The sequence below is a fragment of the Rhodococcoides fascians A44A genome, assembly GCF_000760735.1.
GTDB classification, from domain to species: Bacteria; Actinomycetota; Actinomycetes; order Mycobacteriales; family Mycobacteriaceae; genus Rhodococcoides; species Rhodococcoides fascians_E.
In genome coordinates, this window is the sequence record NZ_JMEX01000008.1 from 2,167,772 (window position 1) to 2,190,057 (window position 22,286).

Annotated in this window: 22 protein-coding genes and 1 tRNA gene; 12 read left to right on the plus strand and 11 right to left on the minus strand. The window is 64.3% G+C overall.

The window, feature by feature from the left end:
* The first annotated feature begins 45 nt into the window (after positions 1 to 45).
* Together BH95_RS22520 and aac(3) are read left to right on the plus strand one after the other, a co-directional pair.
* On the plus strand, positions 46 to 258 hold the full coding sequence (locus tag BH95_RS22520) for a DUF2945 domain-containing protein (protein WP_037184188.1): 213 nt from the start codon (positions 46 to 48) through the stop codon (positions 256 to 258).
* 11 nt (positions 259 to 269) lie between these two features.
* Entirely contained in the window at positions 270 to 1,067 is a 798-nt protein-coding gene (gene aac(3) / locus BH95_RS22525) for an aminoglycoside 3-N-acetyltransferase (protein WP_037184191.1), read from the plus strand.
* A gap of 24 nt (positions 1,068 to 1,091) precedes the next feature.
* On the opposite strand, the gene BH95_RS22530 is transcribed toward aac(3), so the two are convergent.
* From BH95_RS22530 to BH95_RS22540, 3 genes are all read right to left on the minus strand, one after another.
* Positions 1,092 to 2,069, minus strand: a complete 978-nt coding sequence (locus BH95_RS22530; protein WP_037184194.1) for an esterase/lipase family protein — start codon at positions 2,067 to 2,069, stop codon at positions 1,092 to 1,094.
* Between the two features lie 98 nt (positions 2,070 to 2,167).
* A complete protein-coding gene (locus BH95_RS22535) occupies positions 2,168 to 2,902 on the minus strand; it encodes a glycoside hydrolase family 16 protein (protein WP_020110510.1) in 735 nt (244 codons plus the stop codon).
* A 390-nt stretch (positions 2,903 to 3,292) separates the two neighbouring features.
* Positions 3,293 to 3,363: transfer RNA gene (locus BH95_RS22540), tRNA-Gly, on the minus strand.
* A gap of 102 nt (positions 3,364 to 3,465) precedes the next feature.
* On the opposite strand from BH95_RS22540, the gene dcd reads away from it, so the two are divergent.
* From dcd to BH95_RS22590, 10 genes are all read left to right on the plus strand, one after another.
* Positions 3,466 to 4,044, plus strand: coding sequence for a dCTP deaminase (dcd, locus tag BH95_RS22545; protein ID WP_019665613.1), 579 nt, complete (start codon positions 3,466 to 3,468; stop codon positions 4,042 to 4,044).
* A gap of 104 nt (positions 4,045 to 4,148) precedes the next feature.
* The gene (locus BH95_RS22550) at positions 4,149 to 5,588 is read left to right on the plus strand and encodes an Hsp70 family protein (protein WP_037184197.1); all 1,440 of its coding nucleotides are present in this window, start codon (positions 4,149 to 4,151) and stop codon (positions 5,586 to 5,588) included.
* Positions 5,589 to 5,661: 73 nt separating this feature from the next.
* A complete protein-coding gene (locus BH95_RS22555) occupies positions 5,662 to 7,110 on the plus strand; it encodes a CYTH and CHAD domain-containing protein (RefSeq protein WP_020110512.1) in 1,449 nt (482 codons plus the stop codon).
* A 111-nt stretch (positions 7,111 to 7,221) separates the two neighbouring features.
* Positions 7,222 to 8,172, plus strand: a complete 951-nt coding sequence (locus BH95_RS22560; protein ID WP_020110513.1) for a hypothetical protein — start codon at positions 7,222 to 7,224, stop codon at positions 8,170 to 8,172.
* Positions 8,173 to 8,479: 307 nt separating this feature from the next.
* Positions 8,480 to 8,722 carry an ANTAR domain-containing protein gene (locus BH95_RS22565; protein ID WP_020110514.1) on the plus strand — a complete coding sequence of 81 codons (243 nt, stop codon included), beginning with the start codon at positions 8,480 to 8,482 and terminating at the stop codon, positions 8,720 to 8,722.
* 147 nt (positions 8,723 to 8,869) lie between these two features.
* Positions 8,870 to 9,898 (plus strand): Hsp70 family protein, encoded by a 1,029-nt coding sequence (locus BH95_RS22570; protein WP_037184200.1) that lies wholly within the window; start codon positions 8,870 to 8,872, stop codon positions 9,896 to 9,898.
* Between the two features lie 105 nt (positions 9,899 to 10,003).
* Positions 10,004 to 11,080: a fused (3R)-hydroxyacyl-ACP dehydratase subunits HadA/HadB gene (locus tag BH95_RS22575; protein WP_020110516.1), complete on the plus strand. Its 1,077-nt coding sequence runs from the start codon at positions 10,004 to 10,006 to the stop codon at positions 11,078 to 11,080.
* Positions 11,081 to 11,193: 113 nt separating this feature from the next.
* Positions 11,194 to 11,796: a TetR/AcrR family transcriptional regulator gene (locus BH95_RS22580; RefSeq protein WP_230594008.1), complete on the plus strand. Its 603-nt coding sequence runs from the start codon at positions 11,194 to 11,196 to the stop codon at positions 11,794 to 11,796.
* Between the two features lie 105 nt (positions 11,797 to 11,901).
* Positions 11,902 to 13,107: an MFS transporter gene (locus BH95_RS22585; RefSeq protein WP_037185423.1), complete on the plus strand. Its 1,206-nt coding sequence runs from the start codon at positions 11,902 to 11,904 to the stop codon at positions 13,105 to 13,107.
* 73 nt (positions 13,108 to 13,180) lie between these two features.
* Complete coding sequence (locus BH95_RS22590) at positions 13,181 to 13,933, plus strand: tryptophan-rich sensory protein (protein ID WP_037184203.1); 753 nt, start codon at positions 13,181 to 13,183, stop codon at positions 13,931 to 13,933.
* Here the strand turns inward: BH95_RS22590 and BH95_RS22595 are convergent.
* The 8 genes from BH95_RS22595 to BH95_RS22630 form a co-directional block, all read right to left on the minus strand.
* On the minus strand, positions 13,893 to 14,921 hold the full coding sequence (locus BH95_RS22595) for a beta-galactosidase (protein ID WP_033188899.1): 1,029 nt from the start codon (positions 14,919 to 14,921) through the stop codon (positions 13,893 to 13,895). The two genes, BH95_RS22590 and BH95_RS22595, sit on opposite strands and share 41 nt — an antisense overlap.
* On the minus strand, positions 14,918 to 16,048 hold the full coding sequence (locus tag BH95_RS22600; RefSeq protein WP_020110521.1) for a glycosyltransferase: 1,131 nt from the start codon (positions 16,046 to 16,048) through the stop codon (positions 14,918 to 14,920). The genes BH95_RS22595 and BH95_RS22600 overlap by 4 nt, the downstream gene beginning before the upstream one ends.
* The gene (locus tag BH95_RS22605) at positions 16,045 to 17,190 is read right to left on the minus strand and encodes a hypothetical protein (protein ID WP_037185426.1); all 1,146 of its coding nucleotides are present in this window, start codon (positions 17,188 to 17,190) and stop codon (positions 16,045 to 16,047) included. Before BH95_RS22605 ends, BH95_RS22600 begins: the two co-directional genes overlap by 4 nt.
* Complete coding sequence (locus tag BH95_RS22610) at positions 17,187 to 18,284, minus strand: glycosyltransferase (RefSeq protein ID WP_037184206.1); 1,098 nt, start codon at positions 18,282 to 18,284, stop codon at positions 17,187 to 17,189. Before BH95_RS22610 ends, BH95_RS22605 begins: the two co-directional genes overlap by 4 nt.
* Before the next feature lie 77 nt (positions 18,285 to 18,361).
* On the minus strand, positions 18,362 to 18,985 hold the full coding sequence (locus tag BH95_RS22615) for an acyltransferase (RefSeq protein WP_020110524.1): 624 nt from the start codon (positions 18,983 to 18,985) through the stop codon (positions 18,362 to 18,364).
* Positions 18,982 to 19,983 (minus strand): GDP-mannose 4,6-dehydratase, encoded by a 1,002-nt coding sequence (locus BH95_RS22620; protein WP_037184208.1) that lies wholly within the window; start codon positions 19,981 to 19,983, stop codon positions 18,982 to 18,984. The genes BH95_RS22615 and BH95_RS22620 overlap by 4 nt, the downstream gene beginning before the upstream one ends.
* A complete protein-coding gene (locus tag BH95_RS22625; protein ID WP_019665629.1) occupies positions 19,980 to 20,975 on the minus strand; it encodes a GDP-mannose 4,6-dehydratase in 996 nt (331 codons plus the stop codon). Before BH95_RS22625 ends, BH95_RS22620 begins: the two co-directional genes overlap by 4 nt.
* Positions 20,972 to 22,114 (minus strand): glycosyltransferase, encoded by a 1,143-nt coding sequence (locus tag BH95_RS22630; protein ID WP_037111915.1) that lies wholly within the window; start codon positions 22,112 to 22,114, stop codon positions 20,972 to 20,974. The genes BH95_RS22625 and BH95_RS22630 overlap by 4 nt, the downstream gene beginning before the upstream one ends.
* Positions 22,115 to 22,286 lie beyond the last annotated feature (172 nt).

Genomic DNA, 22,286 nt, shown 5'->3' on the forward strand with positions numbered 1-22,286 from the left:
GGTGGGTGATGCATCGAATTCCCCCGGATGGGGTAGTCCGGCGGCATGACGCACCGAAAAGGCACGACCGTGCAGTGGAACTGGGGACAGGGCACTGCCGAGGGCAAGATCGTCGAGGTCCACACCGACAAGGTGACCAGAAAGATCTCGGGTAGCGAGATCACCAGGAACGGGACCGACAAGACGCCCGCCTACCTGATCGAACAGTCCGACGGGCAGCGTGTGCTCAAGCTCGACAGTGAGGTCGACACACCCTAGGGTCGTCGTCCATGATCGCTACGCGAGCGAGCCTCGGCGCGGACGTCCGCGCTCTGGGTATTCGAAGCGGCGACGCCGTGATGGTGCATGCCGCGTGCGGAAGCGTCGGGACGATCCTCGGTGGCCCCGACGCACTGGTCGATGCGATTCTGGACGTCGTCGGACCGTCGGGAACCGTTCTCTCGTATCAGGACTGGGAGTTGGGCCTCGACATCTGGGGTCCCGACGGCACCGTTGCGGCCGACATTCGGCCCCATGTTCCGCCGTTCGATCCTTCGACCGCGCGGGCGGCGCGAGACCACGGGATACTCGCGTCGACGATCGGTACCAGGCCGGGAGTCCTCCGGAGCGCAAACCCGGGCGCCTCGGTCGCTGCGCTGGGTGCGAGGGCCGACGAGTTCACGCGTGATCACCCGTTGGACAACGGTTACGGCCCGGATTCGCCGTTCGCCCGTCTGGTCCGGGCCGGCGGCAGAGTGTTGATGGTGGGTGCGCCGCTGGACACGATGACGGTGCTGCATCACGCGGAGGCGTTGGCCGATGTTCCGGCCAAGCGCCGGGTCAGGCGTGAGTACCCGTTTCGAGGTCCGGACGGCGAGACCGTCTGGCGTTGGTCCGAGGAGTTCGACACGTCCGATCCCGTGGTGGCCGGCCTGGACGACGACTACTTCGCGACGGTGGTCCGGGAGTTTCTCGCGACCGGAGCCGGAGCTCGTGGGCTGGTGGGGCTCGCGGAGAGCGTGGTCGTCGACGCCGGACCCATCACGGCGTTCGGGATCGACTGGTTGGAACGTCACGCGGCGCGGTGAGTGCGCGATCGGCGTCGCCGCCGATCATCCGGCGGGCGGCGGCGCGTTGCTGGCGATCACCACGTCCAGAACGCCGGCACCGATCGGAACCGGTGTGCACGGTGGGACGATTCCAGCGCCGGGGTCGAGGGCGCCGAGAACGAGAGCGATGGTCGTCGGGTCGTAGGTGAACGTGAAGTGCGCGACGTTGTTCTGAGGGCACACGTCCTGCACCACGATGTTGCGGGCGTCCGGATCACGAAGCAGCGCATTGGTGTACGGCTGGATGACCTCGTCGACGTCGGTGGCGATACTGGTGTATTCGACGCCGGGGACGGTGTCACCGCCTGCGTTGAGGTCCTGGAGGAATGTCGAGCCCTCGATCAGTTGGACCAGGGCGGGGCCGAACTCGCTGGACACCAGTCGCGTGGCGCTCGGCACGGCCTGGATAGCCGGTGACACTCCGTAGGCGGTTCCGCCGTAGGCGGGGGACGCGATGCCGATCCACTTGTCGACGACGTCCGCTCCGCCGAGGCGGTTGGTGAAGTATCGGGTGACGGCCGCGCCCTGCGAGTATCCGACCAGATCGACCTGCTCGGCGCCGGTTGCGGACAGAACACCGTCGGCGAAGTCCTTCAGCTGCGCGGCACTACCGCGAATGTCGGTGTAGCCGAAGCTGGTTCCGTCCGGCGAGGCGCCGTAGTTCAGTCCGTAGACGCAGTAGCCGGCCGATGCCAGCGCGGGCGACAGTGCGGCCCAGTCCGCGTAGACCGACGCGTCGGTGCCGTGGACCAGGATGACCGGATTCGGATGCTCTGCCGACGGGACGCAGTCCGTCGGGTTCATGCCGGGAGGCACCGAATCGGGTTGGTTCGCCGCGTACGCGATCGCATCGGCATGAGTGCTCTGGGCGGGCCCCGGTACGTCCGGAGCGTTCGGCGGCGCAGCATGAGCGATGCCGCCGAACGCGGCGAACAGGAGCAGAACGGTGGCGGTCGACGTCGTCGAGAATCGGTAGCTCACACAGCACCTCGATTTGTGGGTTCCTCTCGACCCTATGCCGATGCGCTGTGCGATGTACCAACGAAACGAGTTTGTTTTACTGACGTATCACAGTCGAATCAATTGATACGACTTGCCTTGACCCAGTCGATGCTCATGGTTTGCGGAAACGGAGTCGATGCAGGGGCTTTGCCGACCCAGTCGTTGCCGACTGCCACGTTGAACAGGACGTAGTGAGGCCATGCGCCGGAGAACGGCTTCCAGTTGCCCCCTTTGGCTTCGTAGTCGCTCTTCGTCACGGTGAACTTCTGGACACCGTCCACGAACCAGGTGATTCGGTCAGGGAACCAGTCGACCCGATAGGTGTGAAAGCCGTCGGAAATCGGGCTCATTCCGCTGCCGGTCTTGACGTCGGTGCTGGAGTTGTTACGCGCCGGACCGTGCAGATTGAAAGAGGGACCATTTGTGCCGGGAATTTCCACGACGTCGATTTCACCCTGACGCGGCCAATTGTATTCATTGCCCGGTTCGAGGCCGAGTAACCAGAAAGCGGGTAGTAATCCGGCCGCACGAGGCATCTTTATGGATGCTTCCAGTCGCACTGGCGGGGTTACGGATTGTTTTCCGAAGCTCACGACACGAGCGCTGGTGAAGTTGTTCGGCGCGGGCTTGCGGTCCGGAGTCGTTTCCCTCCTGGCCGTGATGTTCAGCGAGCCACCCGCGACCGACGCGTTGTTGGTCGAGTTGGTGTAGTACTGCTGCTCCCCCGAAGTTGCGCCCCACCTGCCGGTTTGGAAACCCCACTTTCCGGGATCGACGGCGCCCGACCCGTTGAACTGGTCCTCCCAGAGCACGGTCGTCTGCCCGCCGCTCGGCGGTGGAGTGGCCGTGGTGACGGGAGGAGGGGCTGTCGTCGTGGGCGGTGGCGCCGTGGTGGTCGGAGGTTTGGGAAACACCGTCGGTCGCGGGTAGGTGGGAAACGGATATGTATAAGGCGCCGCAATCAGGATCGGGGCCATTACGAGAGCGAACCACTTCATTTCGGGTCCTTCGTATCAATTGTCGAGGGGTAACAAAAGCACGAGGGATGTCTAACACAATGCAGCCTGCTTACTGCACTGGAAAGCGAAATGTGAATATTTGTTCTCGATGCGAGGGTCGATTCCGCCGAATTAACGGTCGAGTTCTCGAATTCGACACTCGAGGACCGTGTTTTGGTTTGTTACCGACGAAAGGAGAAAGAGAGCCGGTGACGGGAATCGAACCCGCCTCTCAACCTTGGGAAGGTCGCGTTCTACCAATGAACTACACCGGCGCGGCGGACGGTCGAGGCTGTCCGCGCCGAGCAACCCTAGCAGTCGGGTGTCGTGTGGGTGGTCAGCGGGAACGGTGTGCTGCCGGAGCGATAGCCTGCACTGTGCTGCTTTCCGATCGCGACATCCGCGCTGAAGTGTCCACCGGCAACCTCGGTATCGAGCCTTTCGATTCTGCGATGGTGCAGCCGTCGAGCGTCGACGTTCGGTTGGACAAGCTGTTTCGGGTGTTCAACAACACTCGCTACACGCACATCGATCCGTCGAAGCAGCAGGACGAGTTGACGACGCTCGTCGAGCCTGCGGACGGCGAGCCGTTCGTACTGCATCCAGGCGAGTTCGTCCTCGGGTCGACGCTCGAACTGACGACGCTGCCGGATTACCTGGCGGGTCGGCTCGAGGGAAAGAGCTCGCTGGGCAGGTTGGGTTTGCTGACGCATTCGACCGCGGGGTTCATCGATCCCGGGTTCAGCGGGCACATCACGTTGGAACTGTCCAACGTGGCGAATCTCCCGATCACGTTGTGGCCGGGGATGAAGATCGGGCAACTGTGCCTGTTCCGGTTGTCGAGCCCGTCGGAGAATCCGTACGGTAGCGCGGCGGTCGGATCGAAGTATCAGGGTCAACGGGGCCCGACACCGTCGAAAGCGTACCTGAACTTCGTTCAATCGCCGGTCGACTGAACTTCAGGTCTGTTTACAGCGTATTTTCAATACGATTATACGGTTTTTCCGGTAGTCTCGACCCTTGCCGAAGTGGGTTGGGGCTTACCGGAGCGAGGTTTTCGATGACAGCCGTACTCGGCGCATCGCTCGGTGTGAGCGGAATACGCGCAGCATGCAGCGACGTGCGCGCAGATCCCCAGCTCAGCACCGAGACCATCATTGCCGTACCCGAAGGTTCGCAGGATCCGTGGGGCTCGGTGACCTGGGCCGTCCACAAGTTCGCGCGCGAGAACGGCGCCACGGGCACGGTCCCCGTCCTGGCTCTTCGTGACAAGAACCCCAGCGAGGTCTACGGGGTGGAGCATGCCGACGGCCTTGCGCTCGTACCGGACATCGGTGCGCAGATCGGCGCGCTGCAGGAGTCCGGGGATCTCACGGCAGATCAGACTGTCGCGTTGTTCGACGTCGGTGCGGGAGGGGTCACCGTGTCGATCGTGGAATGCGACTCCGGCCGCGTCCTCGGTTCACGGCGCAGCACCGTGTTGTCCGGAGACGGGTGCGACGCCAGGTTGTCCCAGCATCTTCTCGGGTCGCAGGTCCTGGACCCGGAATCTCGCGACGTGTTCGTCGAGACCGTGTGCGAGGCCAAGGAGAGACTGTCGTCCGTCACGGCCGTGGAGGTGGTGAGCCCGGCCGGCGTCGCCACCCTTCATCGATCCGTCATGGAGGATCTGGTTCGGGACAGCGTGTACGACGCGGTCGCTCTGGCGTCGTCGATGATCACCGATGCGCCCCATGTCGACGCCCTGTTCGCGGTCGGCGGAGGCGCGAACATGCAAATAGTGCGACAGAGCTTGATCGACGGTTTGTCGGTGCCCGTCTTCGTCCCGCGCGAGCCGGAAGCTCTGGCTGCGCGAGGTGCGATGGGGATGGCTCGGCGACTCGTCGTCGCCCAGCATGCGACCGACGACGCCGGGGGGACCGCGGGAGGGGACGGCCCCGCGTCCGTCGTCACCGGGAGTAGGGCACGTCCCCGTCACAGCGACACGTCGTCGCGGCGTCTGACGCGCCTACGCGCTTCGCGGTACCTGGGAGGCGGAGCCGTTGCGTTGATCGCAGGCGGTGTGGTCGTGTCGATTGCGGCGGCGTCGAGCGATCGCGGAGTCGAGCCCCCGGCCCTGGACTACACGCCGGTGATCACGTCCTCTTCCTCCGTCGCCACCACCGTGGCTCCCAGCCTGCCGCCTGGCCCACCGGATGCGTCCGTGGTTCCGGACACGACCTCCGCGGCCGTGACCACCACCCCGGAGGCGTCTACAGGTGACGCGGACACGACCGACGAAGTGGAGTCGACCGACGACGAGAAGGTCACCACGACTCGACGCCGGGAGACCACCACTAGCAGCGCACCCACCCCGACCCCCACGGCGACGACTCGGCAGCGGGACGACCAACCGCGGAACGACCCACCGCAGACCACTCGTCCGACCGCGACGACGCGGCCACCGCCCCAATCGCCCGTGCGGTCGTCGGCTCCTCCACGAACGTCATCGCGCCGGTAGAACTCCGCCGGTAGAGACCCTGCCCGGCGATGTTTGCCTCCGTTTGTTCACCTGTGTACGGCAGACTCGTTCCATGGCTTCGATACACACCGAACGTGAGGACAAGTTCGACGTCGACCCGGACTTCGTCCTTCCCGATGCGGACAAGCTGATTCCTGCGGGCGGTTCCGCGACGGAGTCGGAGGTCTCGCTCGTCAGCACGTACTTCGACACCGCGGATCTCGACCTGCTGCAGCGCGGAATCACGGTGCGTCGCCGACGCGGTGACGCCGACACCGGATGGCACGCAAAGGTTCCGGCCGACAAGGCGCGGACCGAGATCAGGTTGCCGCTCGGTAGCGGTGAGGACGCGACAGTCCCGGGTGAACTCGCGGAGCTTCTGATCGGTGCCACGCTCGGCAAGCCGTTGTCCCCTGTGGCTACGTTGACGTCGCTGCGCAGGCTTCACGTTCTGTCCGATCGGAAAGGTCGCGTGGTTGCCGAACTCGCCGACGACACCGTCACGGTCGATCTGTCCGGCGCCGACGGGCACGGTTGGCGGGAGGTGGAGGTCGAGCTCGGTCCCGAGGGGGCGGAGTCGGATCTGAAGCAGGTGGGCAAGAAGCTGAAGGCGGCAGGGGCACGCGTCGGCGCGCATCCGTCGAAATTCCATCGTGCGGTTCGCTCGTCGGCCGAGCCGGTCCACACGGGAACCGTCGGCGTCGTCGCGGACTACCTGAATCAGCAGGCCCAGGCGATCTTCGCGGGCGACGTGTACCTGCGTCGCGGTATGGATCCGATTCATTCGACAAGAGTCGCGATTCGCCGTTACCGCAGCACGCTTCGCGTGTTCGCCGAACTGTTCGACGACGACAGGGCACTGTTCCTGGAAACGGAATTATCCTGGTATGCCGGACTTCTCGGTGAGGTTCGCGACCGTCAGGTGCAGCGTGCTCGCTTTGCAGAATCCCTGGGCGAGCTACCGGATCACCTGGTGCTCGGTCCCGTCGCCGCGCGAATCGAGAACGATCTGCTCGCCGAGCAGCTTCGTTTCCGTGCCGTGGTGACCGCCGAACTGGACGGCGAGCGGTATCTCGCCCTGCTGACCGAACTAGCGCAGTGGACCCGCGGCTTACCGCTGGCGAAAAGCGCGCACAAGCTCGACGACGACGATCTCGACGTTCTCGCACGCAAGGCAGGCAAGAAAGCATCCAAGCGGGTGGCTGCGGCGACAGTCGCCGGCGACGACGAGGCACTGCACCGAGCCCGGAAGGCAGGCAAACGGGCACGCTACGCCGCAGAGTTGGTCGAGCCGATCGTCGGGAAGAAGGAGTCGAAAGCCAGGATCGCCCGGTACAAGAACGTCCAGGAGATCCTCGGAGAGCACCAGGATGCCGTCGTGGCCGCGGCGACCCTGCTCGAGTTGGGCCGCAAAGCGGGTGTCACGCCAGGAGAGAACGGGTTCACGTTCGGGTTGCTGTACGCGCAGGAACTCGCCGCCGCTGCCGCGTCCCGAGCGGAGATAACCGAGTCCGGAATCTGAATGCGACGATTGTCCGGTACCCGGGTAGTCTGATTGCCGATCAAACCAACCGATCGCCCGGATTGGCGTCGGGTACTCGGTTCACGGCACTACACGGGGGGTACGAGCGGCATGCACATCGCGCTTGGCGTGCACGTCAGCACGTACGAGGTCACGGCGTCGCTGGTGGACACCACCCTCCCGGAGCTCGGCCCTGTCGCGACCCGCACGGTCACCGTCGCCGCAACTCCCGGCGGAATAGGCGGAGCCGTGTCGACCGCGCTCGGCTTCATGCGCGTCCAGGCCATGCAACACGACCTGAACGTCGCTGGTGCAGCGGTGGTGTGCGAGAACGCTCTTCAACGGGAAATCGTCGCCGACGCCCTGGCTGCCACCGAATCCGAGCCGACTCCCGTCGTCGACATCTTCGACGATCGCCTGTCCGACGCCTACACCCCGGACATCGCTGCCGCCCTTCTCGTGGGCTCGCTCGCGCCGGCAATCGCAGCACCCAGTTCAGCGCGAGAGCCGCACCGCGGGGTCTGGCCGATTGCCGCCGTCGGCGCCTGCGTTCTCGCCGCCCTGGGCGGCGTCACAGCATGGGCGATGACGGCAGATCCGTCGCAGGCCGGCGGTTCGGTCCCGTCGGAGATGGTCTATCCGTCGGATGTCCCGGCCTCGGATGCGTCGCCGACGCGCCCTGCATCCATCCCGGTCGGTGCGTCGACGACCGCTGCTCCGGAGCCGCCGATCGACGGCGTGCCAGGCGCCGACGCGCTTCCGGTCGATCCCGGCGCTGTCGTCGTCGTGCCCCTCGCACCCGTCGGAGAAGCTGCGCCGCAGCCGGAAGCCGGGCAACCCGAGTCCGCCGACCCGGGCGCAGCAGCACCGCCGGTCCGTCCGGTCCCGACCGAACCAGGCCCGACGCGGCCGGGTTCGACCAAACCGAGCAACGGTGGGGTGACGACGACCTCGACAATCCCCGAGACACCCGTTACGACGCCGACTACAACTGAGACCACGTCTTCGCCGTCAATCAGCAGCACTACCGACGCGCCGATCATGGAGAACGACGTCCCCTAGATCCGGAATGCCTGCGTTCGGTACTGCTCCCGAAGCCTCATGAGTACATGACGATTCGGTCGTGTGAACCGCGTGTGAATTATCCGCGGAGTAGTGAATTGTCATCGAACATCGGTGGCAGTCGGCGGGAATTCCGGGCTACCATCGGTCCATGATTTCCAGCGGCCGTTCGCTTCGGCTACAAGCCGGCTCGCGGCCGCGTGTGTGTTGTATGCGCTGTCCGTAACTCGTGCATCGTTGTCTGGCGCATTCTCGAAGTTGTTGTTACCGACGCATATTCACATCTCACGGATTGTAGGTTGGCTCGATGGACGATTCTCGGACCAGTATCGATTGGGCTGTCGGAGTTCTCATTGCCTTGCGGGGATATTCCCCGGAACAGGCATTCGAAGAATTGGTGACGCACAGTTTCACGTTCGATGTCAGCTTGTTGCAATCCGCTCGTTCGCTCGTTGCGGCTGCGCGTGAGACAGCTACGGACGCAGCGCCTGTCGGTGCCGCCACGCAGGAGTGGGGCGATCTGCTGGCGCAGCGTCGACGGGTCGCGTGAGCCCCTGCGGCACTGTGTGCGGTCACTACATCACAGTGAAAACAAACTGAAAGATTGAAAAAGGCTCCCTGGGCCTACCCAACGAAGGATTTCCTGGCTACCATCTGTGCAGGAGTCGGACGTGACGGGGCAGAAGTCGAGGGAACCATGAGAACGGTGCTCGGAGTGTCGGTGGGCTCTGCCACGGCTCGCGCGACGGCGCTGGACTCGGCCGACGACTCGGTGCGGTCTGCCAACGTCGTTCGGTCGTTCGAGGCGAAGGGCCACGTCGCCGCAGCGCTGGAGCTGCTCGAGTCCATGGCGACGGTGCAGCAGGTCGATCGCGAGGACGCCGTTCTCGCTGTTCCGGACGACCCGGCGTCGCGCACCCGCAATTCCGCGTACTCGGTGCACCGGTCGGACAGGTACAACATCGTGTCGGAACTCGGCGCGCAGCTGCGCTATCTTCGCGGCTCCGGTCAGCTGGACGGGCTGCGCACCGTCGCGGTGTGCGACGTCGGTGCATCCGGCACGACGGTGTCCGTCGTCGATCCGGCGAGTGGCCGCGTGTACTGCGCCGAGCGAACCAGTGCGTTCGGTGGAACCGTGTGCGACGAGGCCGTGCGGGATTACCTGCTCGCCACGTACGGTGCGGACGAACTGATCACCAGTTCCGGGATCGACAGTCTGATGGTGGCCATTGCGTACGCGCGTGAGCAGCTGTCCAGCCTCCGCGTGGCGGAGGTGCCAGGTCCGTTCGTCGCAGGCCCGATCCGGCTGTGGCGCAGCTCTTTCGACGAGATAGTCGAGCGGGCCGTGTATTCCATCGAGGACTGGACCGCCAGTGTGATCGTCGAGTCCCCGCGGGCGGTGAACGCACTCGTCATGGTCGGAGGGTGTGCGCACCTACCGTTGCTCCGTCGGGTCTTCAGACGGGATCTACGTCTACCGGTGTTCGTGCCGTCGGCGCCGGAATCGTTGACCGCTCATGGTGCCGCTCTTCTCGCTGCCGACGAGGTTCGGCAGCGCACCAGGCGTCCGCTGGCGGCGGTCACGACCATCAGGGCACAGGAGTTCACGACCATCACGGCACAGGAGTTCACGACCATCACGGCACAGGAGTTCACGACCATCACGGCACAGGAGGCATTCGGTTCCACGGCGTATCCGGTGATGCCGAGGCATCGGTCGGCGTGAGGATGTTCGTGTGGTGAACGGCGGTAGGTGCGATGGGCCTATGACGTGCCACAAGCTGCGCGCCGCGCGTGGTCTGGCGGCGCGGTTGCAGGTATGTTGCGTCGAATGAGTGAGAATGCGACAGTCGCCGAGACCTTCGACCCTGCCGAGACCTTCGACCCTGCCGAACATGTGCGAGCGATGGTAGGGCGGCATTACCGCACTGCCGACTACTACGACGTCGGACGCGAGAAGGTTCGCGAATACTCACGTGCAGTCCAGGACTTCAACCCGGTCCACTGGGAGGGTGACGCGGCCGAGGCTCTCGGTTATTCGAGTGTCGTCGCGCCGTTGACGTTCATGTCGCTGGTCGGCACGCTGGCCCAGAAGCGTCTGCTGCAGAAGATCGCCGTCGGGTTCGACTTGAGTCAGATGCTTCAGACCGATCAGGTCCTCCAGTTCCATCAGCCGATCGTTGCCGGCGATCACCTGTACTGCGACGTCTCGCTCGACTCCTACAAGGAGGTAATGGGCAAGGACATGATGGTCACCAAGAACATCGTCTCCAATCAGCGGGGTGAGCTGGTGCAGACCACGTACACGACGCTGCTCATCGGGCGCGACGGTGACGTGGACAAGGGGATCGTCGAGGCTGCGGAGAATCTCGTCATGCAGGGCGCGACGACTCTCGCGGCGCGCGCGGGTGCAGCTGATCACGACGAGGACGAGGATCAGGTGGAGCACCCGCCGCTGACCGTCGTCGACGTGCCGTCGTCGGCGTCGGTGAAGTTCGACGACGTCTCTGTCGGAGACGAGTTGCCCGGAAAGTCGTTTCGTCTCACTCGGGGCGATCTGGTCAACTATGCCGGAGTTGCGGGCGATGCCAACCCGATTCACTGGAGCGAGGGTTTCGCCAAGCTCATCGACCTCGAGAACGTGCTGGCCCACGGCATGCTCACCATGGGCCTCGGCGGTGGCTACCTCACCGAGTGGATCGGTGACCCGGGTGCGGTGAAGGACTACACCGTTCGTTTCACCGCGCCGATTCCCGTGGACAGTCACCGCGCCGCCGAGATTCAGTTCGGTGGAAAGATCAAGTCCCTCGACCCGGAGGCTCGTACCGCGGTCGTGGCACTCAACGCCACCTTCGAGGGCAAGCGAATCTTCGGCCACCGCGCTACGGCGACGGTCCGGCTCGCCTGACACGTGAGTGGAAATGTAGGCCCTGGAGCGACCCGATGGCCCTACATTTCCACTCACATAGGGGGAGTCGCTTTCTATGGACAGATCGATACACTATTGCTAGCGTGTCCGTCGTGGGTAGGAACGCCAAGTTCGACCGAGGTGCAGTCGTCGAGGCTGCGCTGGGTGAGTTCTGGACTCATGGGTACAACGGCACCAGTACGGAAACGCTGTGCCGTGCAACCGGCCTGGGCCGCAGCAGCTTGTATCACGCCTTCACCAGTAAGGTCGGTCTGTACGAGGAGTGCATGGCCTCGTATCTGAGCAAGGCGGACGAGTCCGTGGACGCCGTTCTTCATCGAGAGTCGTTGTCCGTTCTCGAGCGTGTGTCGATCTTGTTCGAGGATCTGATCGACGACGAGATCGCCCGACGTCGTCGCGGTGGTCCTTCTGGCTGTTTCTCCGTCAACACCGCGTTGGAAGCTGCGGACGATCCGGAACTCGCAGTGCCGCATCAGCAGATGTCGACCAACTTGCGTCGCCGCCTGTCCGTGATGAGTGACTACCTTCGCGCCGGCCAGGCCGTCGGCGACATCGCCTGTACCATGGCCCCGGCCGCCCAGGCAGAGGTGATCAACGGGGCCGTTGTTGGAATTCGTGTTGCCGCCCGAGTGGGATCGGGTCGAAAGTCCATGCGCGCTATTGCAGATGGCGCGCTGATGGTATTGACGCCGTAGAAATCTGACTTGCAGTCCACGGCGTCGCCAAACGGCCAAATTGTGAACTGATCGGTACAGAATCAGACCAGTCCGATGTCCGTCATGCGAAACGAAGGGACATACGTGAGCTACGCCGAATCGATCGACGAGGCCGAAGAATCCGGTCAGGTGACCAGTGTCCCATTCCCGGTCTACGTTCTGGCGTTCACCATTCTCGCGTTCACGACGAGCGAATTCGTGGTGTCCGGGTTGATGAACGATCTTGCTCGCGACCTTCCGGCGAGCATCCCGAGCGTCGGGTACCTCATTGCGATCTACGCGTTGTCGATGGTGATCGTTGCGCCGCCCGCATCGATTCTGCTGGCTCGGATCCCACCGAAGATGGCGCTCGTCGCAATCTCGATCGCGTTCATCGTCGGCGAGTTGATCGCAGCTGCAGCACCGAATTACGCCGTCATCGTCGTCGGCCGAATCATCACCGGTGCGGCGGCGGGTACGGCCTACGGCGTCACATTGTCGATTGCCGCCCAGTCCGTTCCGGAGAAGATCCGTGGCCGTGCGATAGGCATCGTCATGGGCGGCAACACGATCGGAACCGTGTTCGGTCTTCCTCTCGCGAGTTTCCTCGGCAACGCCTTCGGGTGGCGGCTCGCGTTCGCCTTCGTGGCGGTGCTCGCCGGCGTTGCCCTCGTTGCGAGTGTGAAGTTCGTGCCTACCGTGGATGCGGGTGCGCCACCGAAGATCCGGGCGCAGTTGTCCGAGTTGAGGAACGGGGGATTGTGGCTGGCCTACGCGACCAGCGGGCTGCTCATCGGCGCGGTGTTCGCGATCTTCAGCTACTTCTCACCGATTCTGACCGACCGTGCGGGCTTCGATCAGAGCTTGGTGCCTGTCATTCTCGCTGCGTACGGTGTCGCCTGCGTCGTCGGAATCACCGTGGTGAGCCGGTTGTCCGACAATTTCCCACTGGTCGTCTCGATCGTCGGCGCAGTGGTGATCTTCACGTCGGGACTGTTGTTTCTGCTGGCGGACAGCAACAAGATCGTGGTGTTGGTCGGCGTAGCCGCCCTGGGACTCGCCGGGGTGAGCCTCAACCCTGCCTTCGCAGTGCGGGTGATGCGCGTCGGCGGCGTGTCGTTCGTGGTCAACACCGTGCATACATCGATCATCTGCTTCGGCATCTTTCTCGGCGCATCACTGGGTGGCGTGATCATCGATGCCTCCGGTTCGGTGCACTCCGTCTACTACCTGACGCTGGCCTTCGCCGCCGCGGGAATTCTGGTGCTCCTGCCCATGACGAGGCGTGCGAGAAACGAGATTTCCGGATGATTGCTCGTTCGAGGGTCGGGAGAACCACGACCCACCCGTTTGTCGACGTCCTGAACGGGGCATTCTCCGGCCCATGAAAGTCGGGATACTCGTCAGTGCGATCGTGGCCGTGGTGGGCTCGTTCATCGGTTCGGGGGCGTGGGTGGGCACGCCCATCGCGGAGGCTGCGGGCGGTGCGCTCAGTGCGACGTCGACGCTGGTGGCGCCGTCGGGACCAGCGTTTTCGATCTGGTCGGTCATTTATGTGGGGTTCGTGGCGTATGCGATCTGGCAATTCTTCGCGGGACCGAGGCAGGAGACCCTTCGCGGGCCGATCGCCCTGTCGATGATCCTGAACGCGGTGTGGATTCTGTCGATCCAACTCGATCAGCTGTGGCTGAGTGTGCCGATCATCGTGCTACTGCTCGTGGTGCTCGTTCGTGTGTTCGTCTCGACGCAGGCGATCAGGCCGGAGAGCAGGCTCGACGCAGTCGTCACCGACGGCACGATGGGCTTGTATCTCGGGTGGGTGTGCGTCGCGACGATCGCGAATGTGACTGCTTTCCTCGTCGACCTCGGCATCGAGGGCTGGGCGACGGTGTGGGCCGTGGTCGTTCTCGTCGTTGCCGCCGTGGTGGGCGTCGGGCTGGCGACCTACTCCCGGGGCGCGATTGCCCCGGCGCTCGGCATCGTGTGGGGCCTGATGTGGATCGCGCAGGGCAGGCTGGCGGGCGACCTGGACAACGCGACGGTGGGGTGGACGGCTGTCGCCGCTGCGTTGGTGGTCGGGGTGTACACCGCGGTCGTCAGGACCCCTGCACGACGGCGAACGACGGTTTCCGGCTGAAGTCGGCTCGCAGCAGTCCGTAGTTCTGCTCGGAGTCGAAGGCGTCGGCTCCGGCGTCGCGCAACGCATGTACGAACACCGGTCCGACGTAGGGCAGCCGTGACGCCTGCGCCAGGCTGCTGCCGATGATCGCGGCTTGGGCTTCCTCGGTGACGGCCATCGGGCCGTTGCCGGTGGGGGCACCCAATTCGGTGATCCAGATCTTCTTGCCACCGTCACCGTTGGCTGCCATCGTTCCGTACGCCTGATCGACCTGTGCCCACTGTCCGTTGGGGTCGTTCTCCACGGTGAAGGGGAACGTGTAGGGGTGCAGCGCAACGGCATCCATGAACCCGCCGGCTCCGGCAGCGTACATCTGCTGCAGGAACGTCACGGGCGCGACGGTCCACGCACCGGTGTCGATCGTCGTAGCGAGGCCCGCACTCAGCACCGTCGCGCCGGGGTCCGCGTTGTGAATGGCGGGGTAGGCGGCACGCAACAGCCCGACGTAGCGTGCCGCGTCGACGGGTGCGAAGAACGACGGGATGTTGGGTTCGTTCCAGACCTCGTAGGAGTCGACCCGGTTGCCCAGATGCGCCGCCGCAGCGCCCGCGAAGGCGCCGTAGGTGTTGGGGTCGACCGGAACTGCTCCGGGAAGCAGGCTGGGAATGGGTCCCTGTGCCCATGCGGGAGTTCCGGCCAGAACCGCGAGCACCGAGTAACCCTGCGCGCGTGCGGCATCGACGACACGATCGGTGTTGCCCCAGTCGAACACGCCTGGCGCCGTCTCGATCTGAGCCCAGTTGACCACGACGCGCACCCAGGATGCCCCGACTTCCCGTCCGGCCACGAGCTCGTTGCTCAGAGTCGCGTCGTCGAGGAGCAGGAACGGTGCACCGCTGGAGAAACCGAGTCCCGACGGCGGGGCGGCCTGCGCGGCCGGTGCCGTCACGCCCAGTGCGAGCGCCACAGCGGCGGCGACGGTGATCAGGCGGGTTCTGAGCGTCATGACGATGATCCTAAGGTGCCGGGGAGGGACGCGCCCACCAGTGATGCGACCGAGGTGTGCGGTGCGCGTTGTTCCCACCGTTCGGCGTTGAGGTCGTACAGTCGCTCTCCGGCTTTGACGGCCGTGTTGCGGTCCAGCAGGTACCGCCTGCATTCTGCGACGAACTGTTCCGGGTCGTCGAACGTGGGCAGTTCGAAGATCGAGCCGAGAGATCCGACGGCGGCCGATGTTCCGACGACGGGCAGTCCCTTGCTGGCGGCGTCGAGGATTTTCACGCGCACGCCACCGCCGGTGGCGACCGGCGCGATGAGTGCGCGGCAGGTGCCCAGAAATTCCTGGAGGTCGTCGACGAAGCCCAGATCGCGGACACCGTCGGGATAGTCGGGGTCGGTGGCGCCGTCGGCTTTGGCGCCGATGATGCACAGTTCGGCGCCCTCGATACCGTCGGAGATCTGCGGCCAGTACTGCAGGGCGAGCTTGAAGGCCTCCTGGTTGGGCGGCCAGCCGCGGGTTCCCATGAACACCAGTCGCTTTGCGGTGTCGCTCAGATCGAGCCTCGGTGCGGGCTCGAGGGTCAGATCGATCCAGCGAGCGTCACCGACTCCGTTGGCGCGGTACATCTCGGCTTCCTCGGCGTCGTAGGTGCCGACGGCGTCGGCTTTCCTGGCCACCCTGATCTCGTCGCGCAGGATGCGTGGCGCTTCGATCCGTCCGGTGAGCCCGCGCGTCACCTTCCACACCTGCGACTCGGTGTTGACGGTGTTGATGACGAACGGCGATCCGAACTTCGCCGACCGAATGAACGGTTCGGCCATGTAACTGTGTTCTGCCACATAGACATCGGACTCGGACGCGTCGATGGCGTCGACGAATGCGTCGACGTCGTAGCGTCCGTGCACCACACTTCGATTGGGGCGCAGCGATTTCAGCAGAAGTCGCGCATCGACGGCCGGCTTGGCTACCCGCGTGACGTCGGGGTCCGGCGACGGTTCGGACTCCTGGGACAGGCACAGCGACCTGACCTCGAACGCTTCACGAGCGAGCTGCATCATCAAACGCGACAACGCGATGTCGCCACCGTGTTCGGTGACAGGGTCCTTGGACAGCAGGAATGTCGCTCGTCTCACGACAGCACCTCTTCTTCGACGGGTACGCGGTAGAGCGCTCGGGTGAACCACAGAAGCAGCACTGCGTCGGTGATCACCGACGCGACCGCCGCGCCGACGGCGCCGAGCGGGAACAGGCACAGGATCAGCACCATCTTCAACGGTGCCAGCGTGGCGGCGGCGAGGACGCGGGTCCGATCGCGGTGTTGCAGATAGAGCACCGTCGTGAACACGTAGTTCACGACGCGCATGACGACGAAGACGCTCATGACGGCCAGGGCGCCGGCGACTTCGGGCGGAGCGGGGGTGAAGAACAGCACGACACCTGCGACGAGGAGCAAGGAACCGGCCGCGGAGGCAAGCAGGACCGTATGCTTCAGCGCCGGTCCCGCGGAGACGAGTCCACCTGCTTCACGCAGTCTTTCGTGGAAGGTGTGGCCGAACGACTGGCCGACGAAGGCCACGGCCCACGCCGTCACCGACGCGACCGAGTAGTACCCGGCGACGGTGCTGTCGGTGAGGTACCCGAGCAGCAGGACATCGCCTTGGATGTAGACGGCGTTGGCCAGGTTCTCCGAGAACAGCAGCGACATCTCACGGCGCGACCCGGGAACTCGTGGCCGAGAGGTTCTGGACTGTGCGAGTGCAAGAACGGAGATGAGAAGGTACGGGCTGACGTAGAGCAGGCTGGCGACGAACAGGGTCGGCTCGGCGACGAGGAACAGGTACGCGGTCGCGAGTGCAATACTCGCAGCTTGACGCGCGGTGTCCATCCGCTGGGTGATGTTCGGATGCCCGTCCCGCAGCGCCCGGCTCTTGTACGCGTTGAACGTCATCTCGCCGCCGGCGACGACGAGCGCGAACCAGGCGATGTAGTCGACCTCGATCAGGCACAGACCGACAACGACGAGTCCGACGCCGATCAAGGAGCGAGTGGTGCGCTCACCCAGATAGTCGTCCTCGGCTACGCGGATGGAGCGGACACCGAACGGGTGATCGAGGGGTGCGGCGACGATCGCGGCGAGCGCGAAGGCCATTGCGTAGTGGCCGTAGTCCGCGATTCCGAGCTGGGCGATCAGCGCTACCGTCCACAACAGACCGATCCCACGCCCGCCGTACGTCCACAGTGCCGCGACGCCTGCTTTGACCAGATTGCTGTTCACTGCGCACCCGACCTGGTCGCGGCGGCGCCGACGGCCTTGTTCCACTCCGCCAGGAAGTCCTGGACGACGAACTCCGGTGTGTTGGCCCGGCGCAGTGCCTCGACTTCGCGTCGCAGTGCGGCGAGGGCGATCTCGTCGGCGACGAGTCCCGCGGCGGCGTCGGCGACGTCGGTGATGTCACCGTCGACGACCACTGCGCCGCCGTCGGATTCGGCCAGTGCTCCGTACTTCATGCACACGATCGGTGTCTGGTAGGCGATTGCCCTGGTCACGACGGACGAGGCGGGGAAGGCGTCGCCGTAGATGGTCCGTCGGCCGTACGGAACCACAAGCGCGCGGATGGAGGCGAAGAAGGCATCCTCGTCGGGACCGTTCACCTCGCCGACGATCTCGACACCGTCGACCGGGGAAAGCTGCTCGGTGCCGCGACCGGCGACGCGGATGGCGATCTCGCGAGGAAGTCGATCGCGCAGCTGTTGGATCTGATCGAAGCCCTTGCCGCGGTACACGAGACCGAACAATCCCACGGCGAGGGGGCGCTCCTCGGCGGGGGTGAGGTCGGCGCGTTCGGGGACGAACAGCGTGCTCGCTGCGGCGGTGGCCCTGGGGTATTCGCGTGCCAGCGAGTCCGCGCCTGCCGCGGTGAGAGCGAAGAACGTGCGCTCGCCCGCCACCGCTGTCTCGAGCCTTCGCCACAACGCACGCAGCGGGTAGTGCAACCCGTGGTTGAGCACCTTCTGTCCGGCGAGGAACTTGGTGCGCGCAGGCCACCAGACCAAACCGGGAGGATCGTGCACCGTCGCCGTCGCGACCGGATCACCGTCGAGCTTCCACGTCGCCCAGAAGGGCACCACGGATCCCCCGCTCAGTTCGCAGTGCACGATGGTGCGTTCCGGGTCGTCGACGAGTTCGTCGATTGCCCTGCGGTGACGGAGGATATCGCGTACCGAGTCGTGTCCTGGACCGTCGTGGCGATGCTCCACGACATCCCGGAAGTGAGGACGCACGGCGTCGACGAAGTCGTCGGCGTAGTCGCCCACACCGCCCACCCCGGACCGGGGGGCGACGTAGACGAGGCGGTAGTCGCTCAGCATCAACGGTGGGTGCTCCTTCGGCGCCTCGTGAGTGGAAATGTAGGCCAGAACCTACATTTCCACTCACAAGGGAGGGGTCAGTAGAAGAGTGGACGATACTTCGGGCGGTACTGCAGAGCATCGGGATCGCGGGCGCCGCGGACCTGCGCGGGAACCCCGGCGACGACCTCGAGCTCCCCGACGTCCTTGCGTACCATCGAGCAGCCACCGACGACAGCGCCTCGGCCGATGGTCACACCGCTGAGCACCGTGCTGCGGCTGGCGATCCACACGTAATCGCCGATCACACACGGTTCGAGAATCGGCTTGAACGTGGGATCGTTGTGATCGTGGTAGCCGCCGATGATGTGGGTGTCGCTGGCGATGACGACGTTGTCGCCGATGGTGATTCCGCCGCGAGCGTCGAACATGCACCGGAAGCCGATGGAGCACGCCTCACCGATGACAAGGTTCTCGATGTCGAGGATGGTCGTTCCACGAAAGATCGAGGTGTCCTTGCCGATCGTCGCGCCGAAGGCCCGAAGGAAGTTCTGGCGAACGAAGTGCGACGGAATGTAGGTCACGATCATGTTGAAACCCAACGTGCCGATCCGATTTCGGATCTTGCGCGTCAGCGAGATGTCCTGCATCTTGTAGTCCGAGACATGGTGAACCTCACCCTGCACCTCACCGTGGACCTCGGGCTTCTCTACCGCTGTCATGCTGCCAACTCCTCGCTCATGTCGAATTGGACCATGGCTTCGACGATCTGCTCGAAGTTCATGGTCGGCCCCCACCCCAGAATCTCGCGCGCCTTGGACGCGTCGCCGACCATTCTCGCCGAATCGGCCGGTCTCAGCATGTCGGGATCTCCGCGTACGTAGCTCTGCCAGTCCGTGATTCCGACGGTCGACAGCGCGGCGGCGACGAAGTCCGCGACGGAGTGAGCTCGACCCGTCGCCACGACGAAGTCGTCGCCCTTGCCGTATTCCGCCATCTTGACCAGGGCTGCCACGTAATCCGGCGCCCAACCCCAGTCGCGCTGTGCGGACGTGCTGCCGAGTTCGATGACGCTCTGCGTTCCTCGTGCGATCGCTGCCGCTGCTTTGGTGATCTTGCGGGTGACGAACGTCTCCGGCCGACGCGGCGACTCGTGGTTGTACAGAATTGCGTTGGTGGCTTCCAGCCCGCGCGCGCGATAGACCTGGACCATGTTGTGACTGAGTGCTTTCGATGCGCCGTACGGTGAGGTGGGAGCGATCGGTGTTTCCTCGTTCTGCATCGCGATGCCCGAGCCTGCGAAGATCTCCGCGCTGGACGCATTGATCACCATCACACGCTTGCCCGACGCCTCCTGATGCGAGAAGCAGGCATCCAGGAGCGACGCTGCCGAGACACCGTTGACACGGGTGGTGAGCACAGGATCGTTCCACGACCTCCAAACCGAGGAGATGCCCGCCAGGTGGAAGACGTAGTCCGGGTCGACCGCACGTACGAGCGTCGAGGCCGCTCCCGGCTCACCGAGGTCGGTCGCGTGCATCGTGACATCGTCGACGACCTCCGTCGACCCTGGCTTGGCCACACCGTGTACGGCCCAGCCCATCTCGACGAGAGCCTCCGACAGGTAACTACCGTCCTGTCCCGCGACCCCAGTAACCAGAGCCGTCGGTGCCCCTGCCCTGGATCCTCCCTGCAGGCTTCTCTCCTGCCCTTCGGTCACGCGATCTTGATGGCGTGAGGCGACTGCTCCGCCAGGTCGTTCTGCACCATCATCTTCACGAGCTCTTCGAACGTGACCTTGGGCTTCCAGCCGAGCTGTGCGTGCGCCTTGGTGGAATCGCCGACGAGGAGGTCGACCTCGGCGGGGCGGAAGAACCGCGGATCGATGCGGACGTACTGTGACCAGTCCTTGATGTCCACGGCCGCGAACGCGTGATCGAGCAGTTCGCGGATCGAGTGGGTCTCGCCGGTGGAGATGACGTAGTCGTCGGCTTCGTCCTGCTGGAGCATCGCGTACATCGCTTCGACGTAGTCGCCGGCGAATCCCCAGTCTCGCTTGGCGTCGAGGTTGCCGAGTGCGATCTCGCTCTGCAAGCCCAGGGCGATCCTGGCGACGGACTGGGTGACCTTGCGGGTGACGAATTCGATGCCGCGACGCGGGGATTCGTGGTTGAACAGGATGCCGGAGCTCGCGTGCATACCGTAGGACTCACGGTAGTTGATGGTCATGTAGTGGCCGTAGACCTTGGCGACACCGTACGGCGACCGGGGCCACAGCAGGGTCTCCTCGCGCTGCGGAACCTCCTGGACCTTGCCGAACATCTCCGAGCTCGAGGCCTGGTAGAAGCGGACCTGCTTGCCTGCGACATCCTGGTAGAGGCGGGTGGATTCGAGCATGTTCAGCACTCCGCCGCCGGTGACATCGGTGGTCAGGCGTGCGTTCTCCCACGAGTACGCGACGAAGGAGACTGCGCCGAGGTTGTAGACCTCGTCCGGGTCGGCGACTGCGAAGGCACGCATCAGGCTGGAGAGGTCGAGCAGGTCACCGGTGAGGACCTCTACCTGAGGGAGGACTCGGTCCAGCATTGCTGCCTTCGGATTGTTCTGTCCGCGAAGCAATCCGAAAACTTTGTATCCCTTGCTCAGTAGCAGTTCGGCAAGGTAGAGGCCGTCTTGTCCGGTGATTCCTGTGATCAATGCCCGCTTCGTCATCGCGACAAAGTCCTCTCGATTGTGTGTTCGTGTATGTCGGTGACTGCCGAAATCAGTTCTGCCGCGAAGCGTTCCTCGCTGAACTGCTCCACGTGAGCCTGGATCTTGGGTGGCACCCAGGTCGTTGCTTCGAGTGCGTCTACTGCGGCTCGAATCGATTCGGGATCGGGCTGGTCGAAATAGACTCCGGTGACACCTTCCTCGACGGTGTCGAGGAATCCGCCCCAGCGAAGAACGACGGACGGTTTGCCGTGGTAGCCGGCTTCGATGGGGGTGAGTCCGTAATCTTCATAGCTCGCGGCGACGACGGCGTTACAGCGGCGGTACAACCAGGTCATCTGGCCGGCGGACAGGTCGCTGAGCATGAGGACGTTGTCGGACTTGATCTTTCGCAGTCGATCGGCCTCCGGTCCTCGGCCGACGACGACGAGCTTACGAGATCCGTCGGCGAATGCACCGATCACCTTGTCCACGTTCTTGTACGGAAGCAGACGCGAGATGCACAGGTAGAAAGAATCCTCGCCGAGCCAGGCTTGCGCGTCGGCGATCGGTTCCTCGGGTGCACTGTCGACGGTGAACGGCGCAGGGAGGACCGTGGAGGAGAACCCGTATGCATCGGTGATCCGCTTCTGCACGACGGTGGAGATGGCGAGATATCGGTCTGCCGACTTCGCTGCCCGTCTGTCCCAGCGTCGCAGCGGAGATGTGAGAACTTTCAACATGATTCGCTTCGCGAGGCTGCTCGACTCGCCCAGGTACATCTCGGCTTCGTAGAGCCAACGTGCAGGTGAATAGCAGTAGACGAGTTTGCGACCGGGCGTCCTGAAGCCATGTGCCCACCCGCTGGTGCTGGTGAGCACGACGTCGGCGTCGATGGTGATGGACTCCGACGCGAACGGTAGGAGCGGAAGGGCAGCGCGGTGGTTCTTGCGCAGGAATCCGATGTTGTTGAGCCGCGACGGTCGCACATCCAGGTCGGCGAACTCAGGGAACGTCGTCGACGGCTCGAACAGTGTGGTGTAGATGGGGCTGTCCGGAAAAGCGCGAGCCATGGCCAGTACTACTTTCTCGGCGCCGCCTCGCTGTGTCAGGTAGTCATGGGCGATCGCGACGCGAATCGTGGGCTCTGCCTCGGTCATTCGCGTTCCTTCCCGGTATCCGCGAAATGGGCGGAGCAATGCCGTGGAGCGATTGTTGCTAATTGCATCTTCAACCCGTCGTGTCGAGCCGTGCACAAAACAGTGGTCGAGCCCCCAGAAGAACGTGAATCAGTCAGCGGTGCTTGAACTTTGCAGTGCTGGTTAATCCAGA

Excerpts from the sequence above, each read along its gene's own strand:
- BH95_RS22550 (WP_037184197.1), top strand. The coding sequence starts at position 4,149 with ATGACAGCCGTACTCGGCGCATCGCTCGGTGTGAGCGGAATACGCGCA.
- BH95_RS22555 (WP_020110512.1), top strand. The coding sequence starts at position 5,662 with ATGGCTTCGATACACACCGAACGTGAGGACAAGTTCGACGTCGACCCG.
- BH95_RS22570 (WP_037184200.1), top strand. The coding sequence starts at position 8,870 with ATGAGAACGGTGCTCGGAGTGTCGGTGGGCTCTGCCACGGCTCGCGCG.
- BH95_RS22590 (WP_037184203.1), top strand. The coding sequence starts at position 13,181 with ATGAAAGTCGGGATACTCGTCAGTGCGATCGTGGCCGTGGTGGGCTCG.
- BH95_RS22625 (WP_019665629.1), bottom strand. The coding sequence starts at position 20,975 with ATGACGAAGCGGGCATTGATCACAGGAATCACCGGACAAGACGGCCTC.
- BH95_RS22630 (WP_037111915.1), bottom strand. The coding sequence starts at position 22,114 with ATGACCGAGGCAGAGCCCACGATTCGCGTCGCGATCGCCCATGACTAC.
- BH95_RS22575 (WP_020110516.1), top strand. The coding sequence starts at position 10,004 with ATGAGTGAGAATGCGACAGTCGCCGAGACCTTCGACCCTGCCGAGACC.
- BH95_RS22560 (WP_020110513.1), top strand. The coding sequence starts at position 7,222 with ATGCACATCGCGCTTGGCGTGCACGTCAGCACGTACGAGGTCACGGCG.
- BH95_RS22520 (WP_037184188.1), top strand. The coding sequence starts at position 46 with ATGACGCACCGAAAAGGCACGACCGTGCAGTGGAACTGGGGACAGGGC.
- BH95_RS22565 (WP_020110514.1), top strand. The coding sequence starts at position 8,480 with ATGGACGATTCTCGGACCAGTATCGATTGGGCTGTCGGAGTTCTCATT.
- BH95_RS22615 (WP_020110524.1), bottom strand. The coding sequence starts at position 18,985 with ATGACAGCGGTAGAGAAGCCCGAGGTCCACGGTGAGGTGCAGGGTGAG.
- BH95_RS22610 (WP_037184206.1), bottom strand. The coding sequence starts at position 18,284 with ATGCTGAGCGACTACCGCCTCGTCTACGTCGCCCCCCGGTCCGGGGTG.
- BH95_RS22595 (WP_033188899.1), bottom strand. The coding sequence starts at position 14,921 with ATGACGCTCAGAACCCGCCTGATCACCGTCGCCGCCGCTGTGGCGCTC.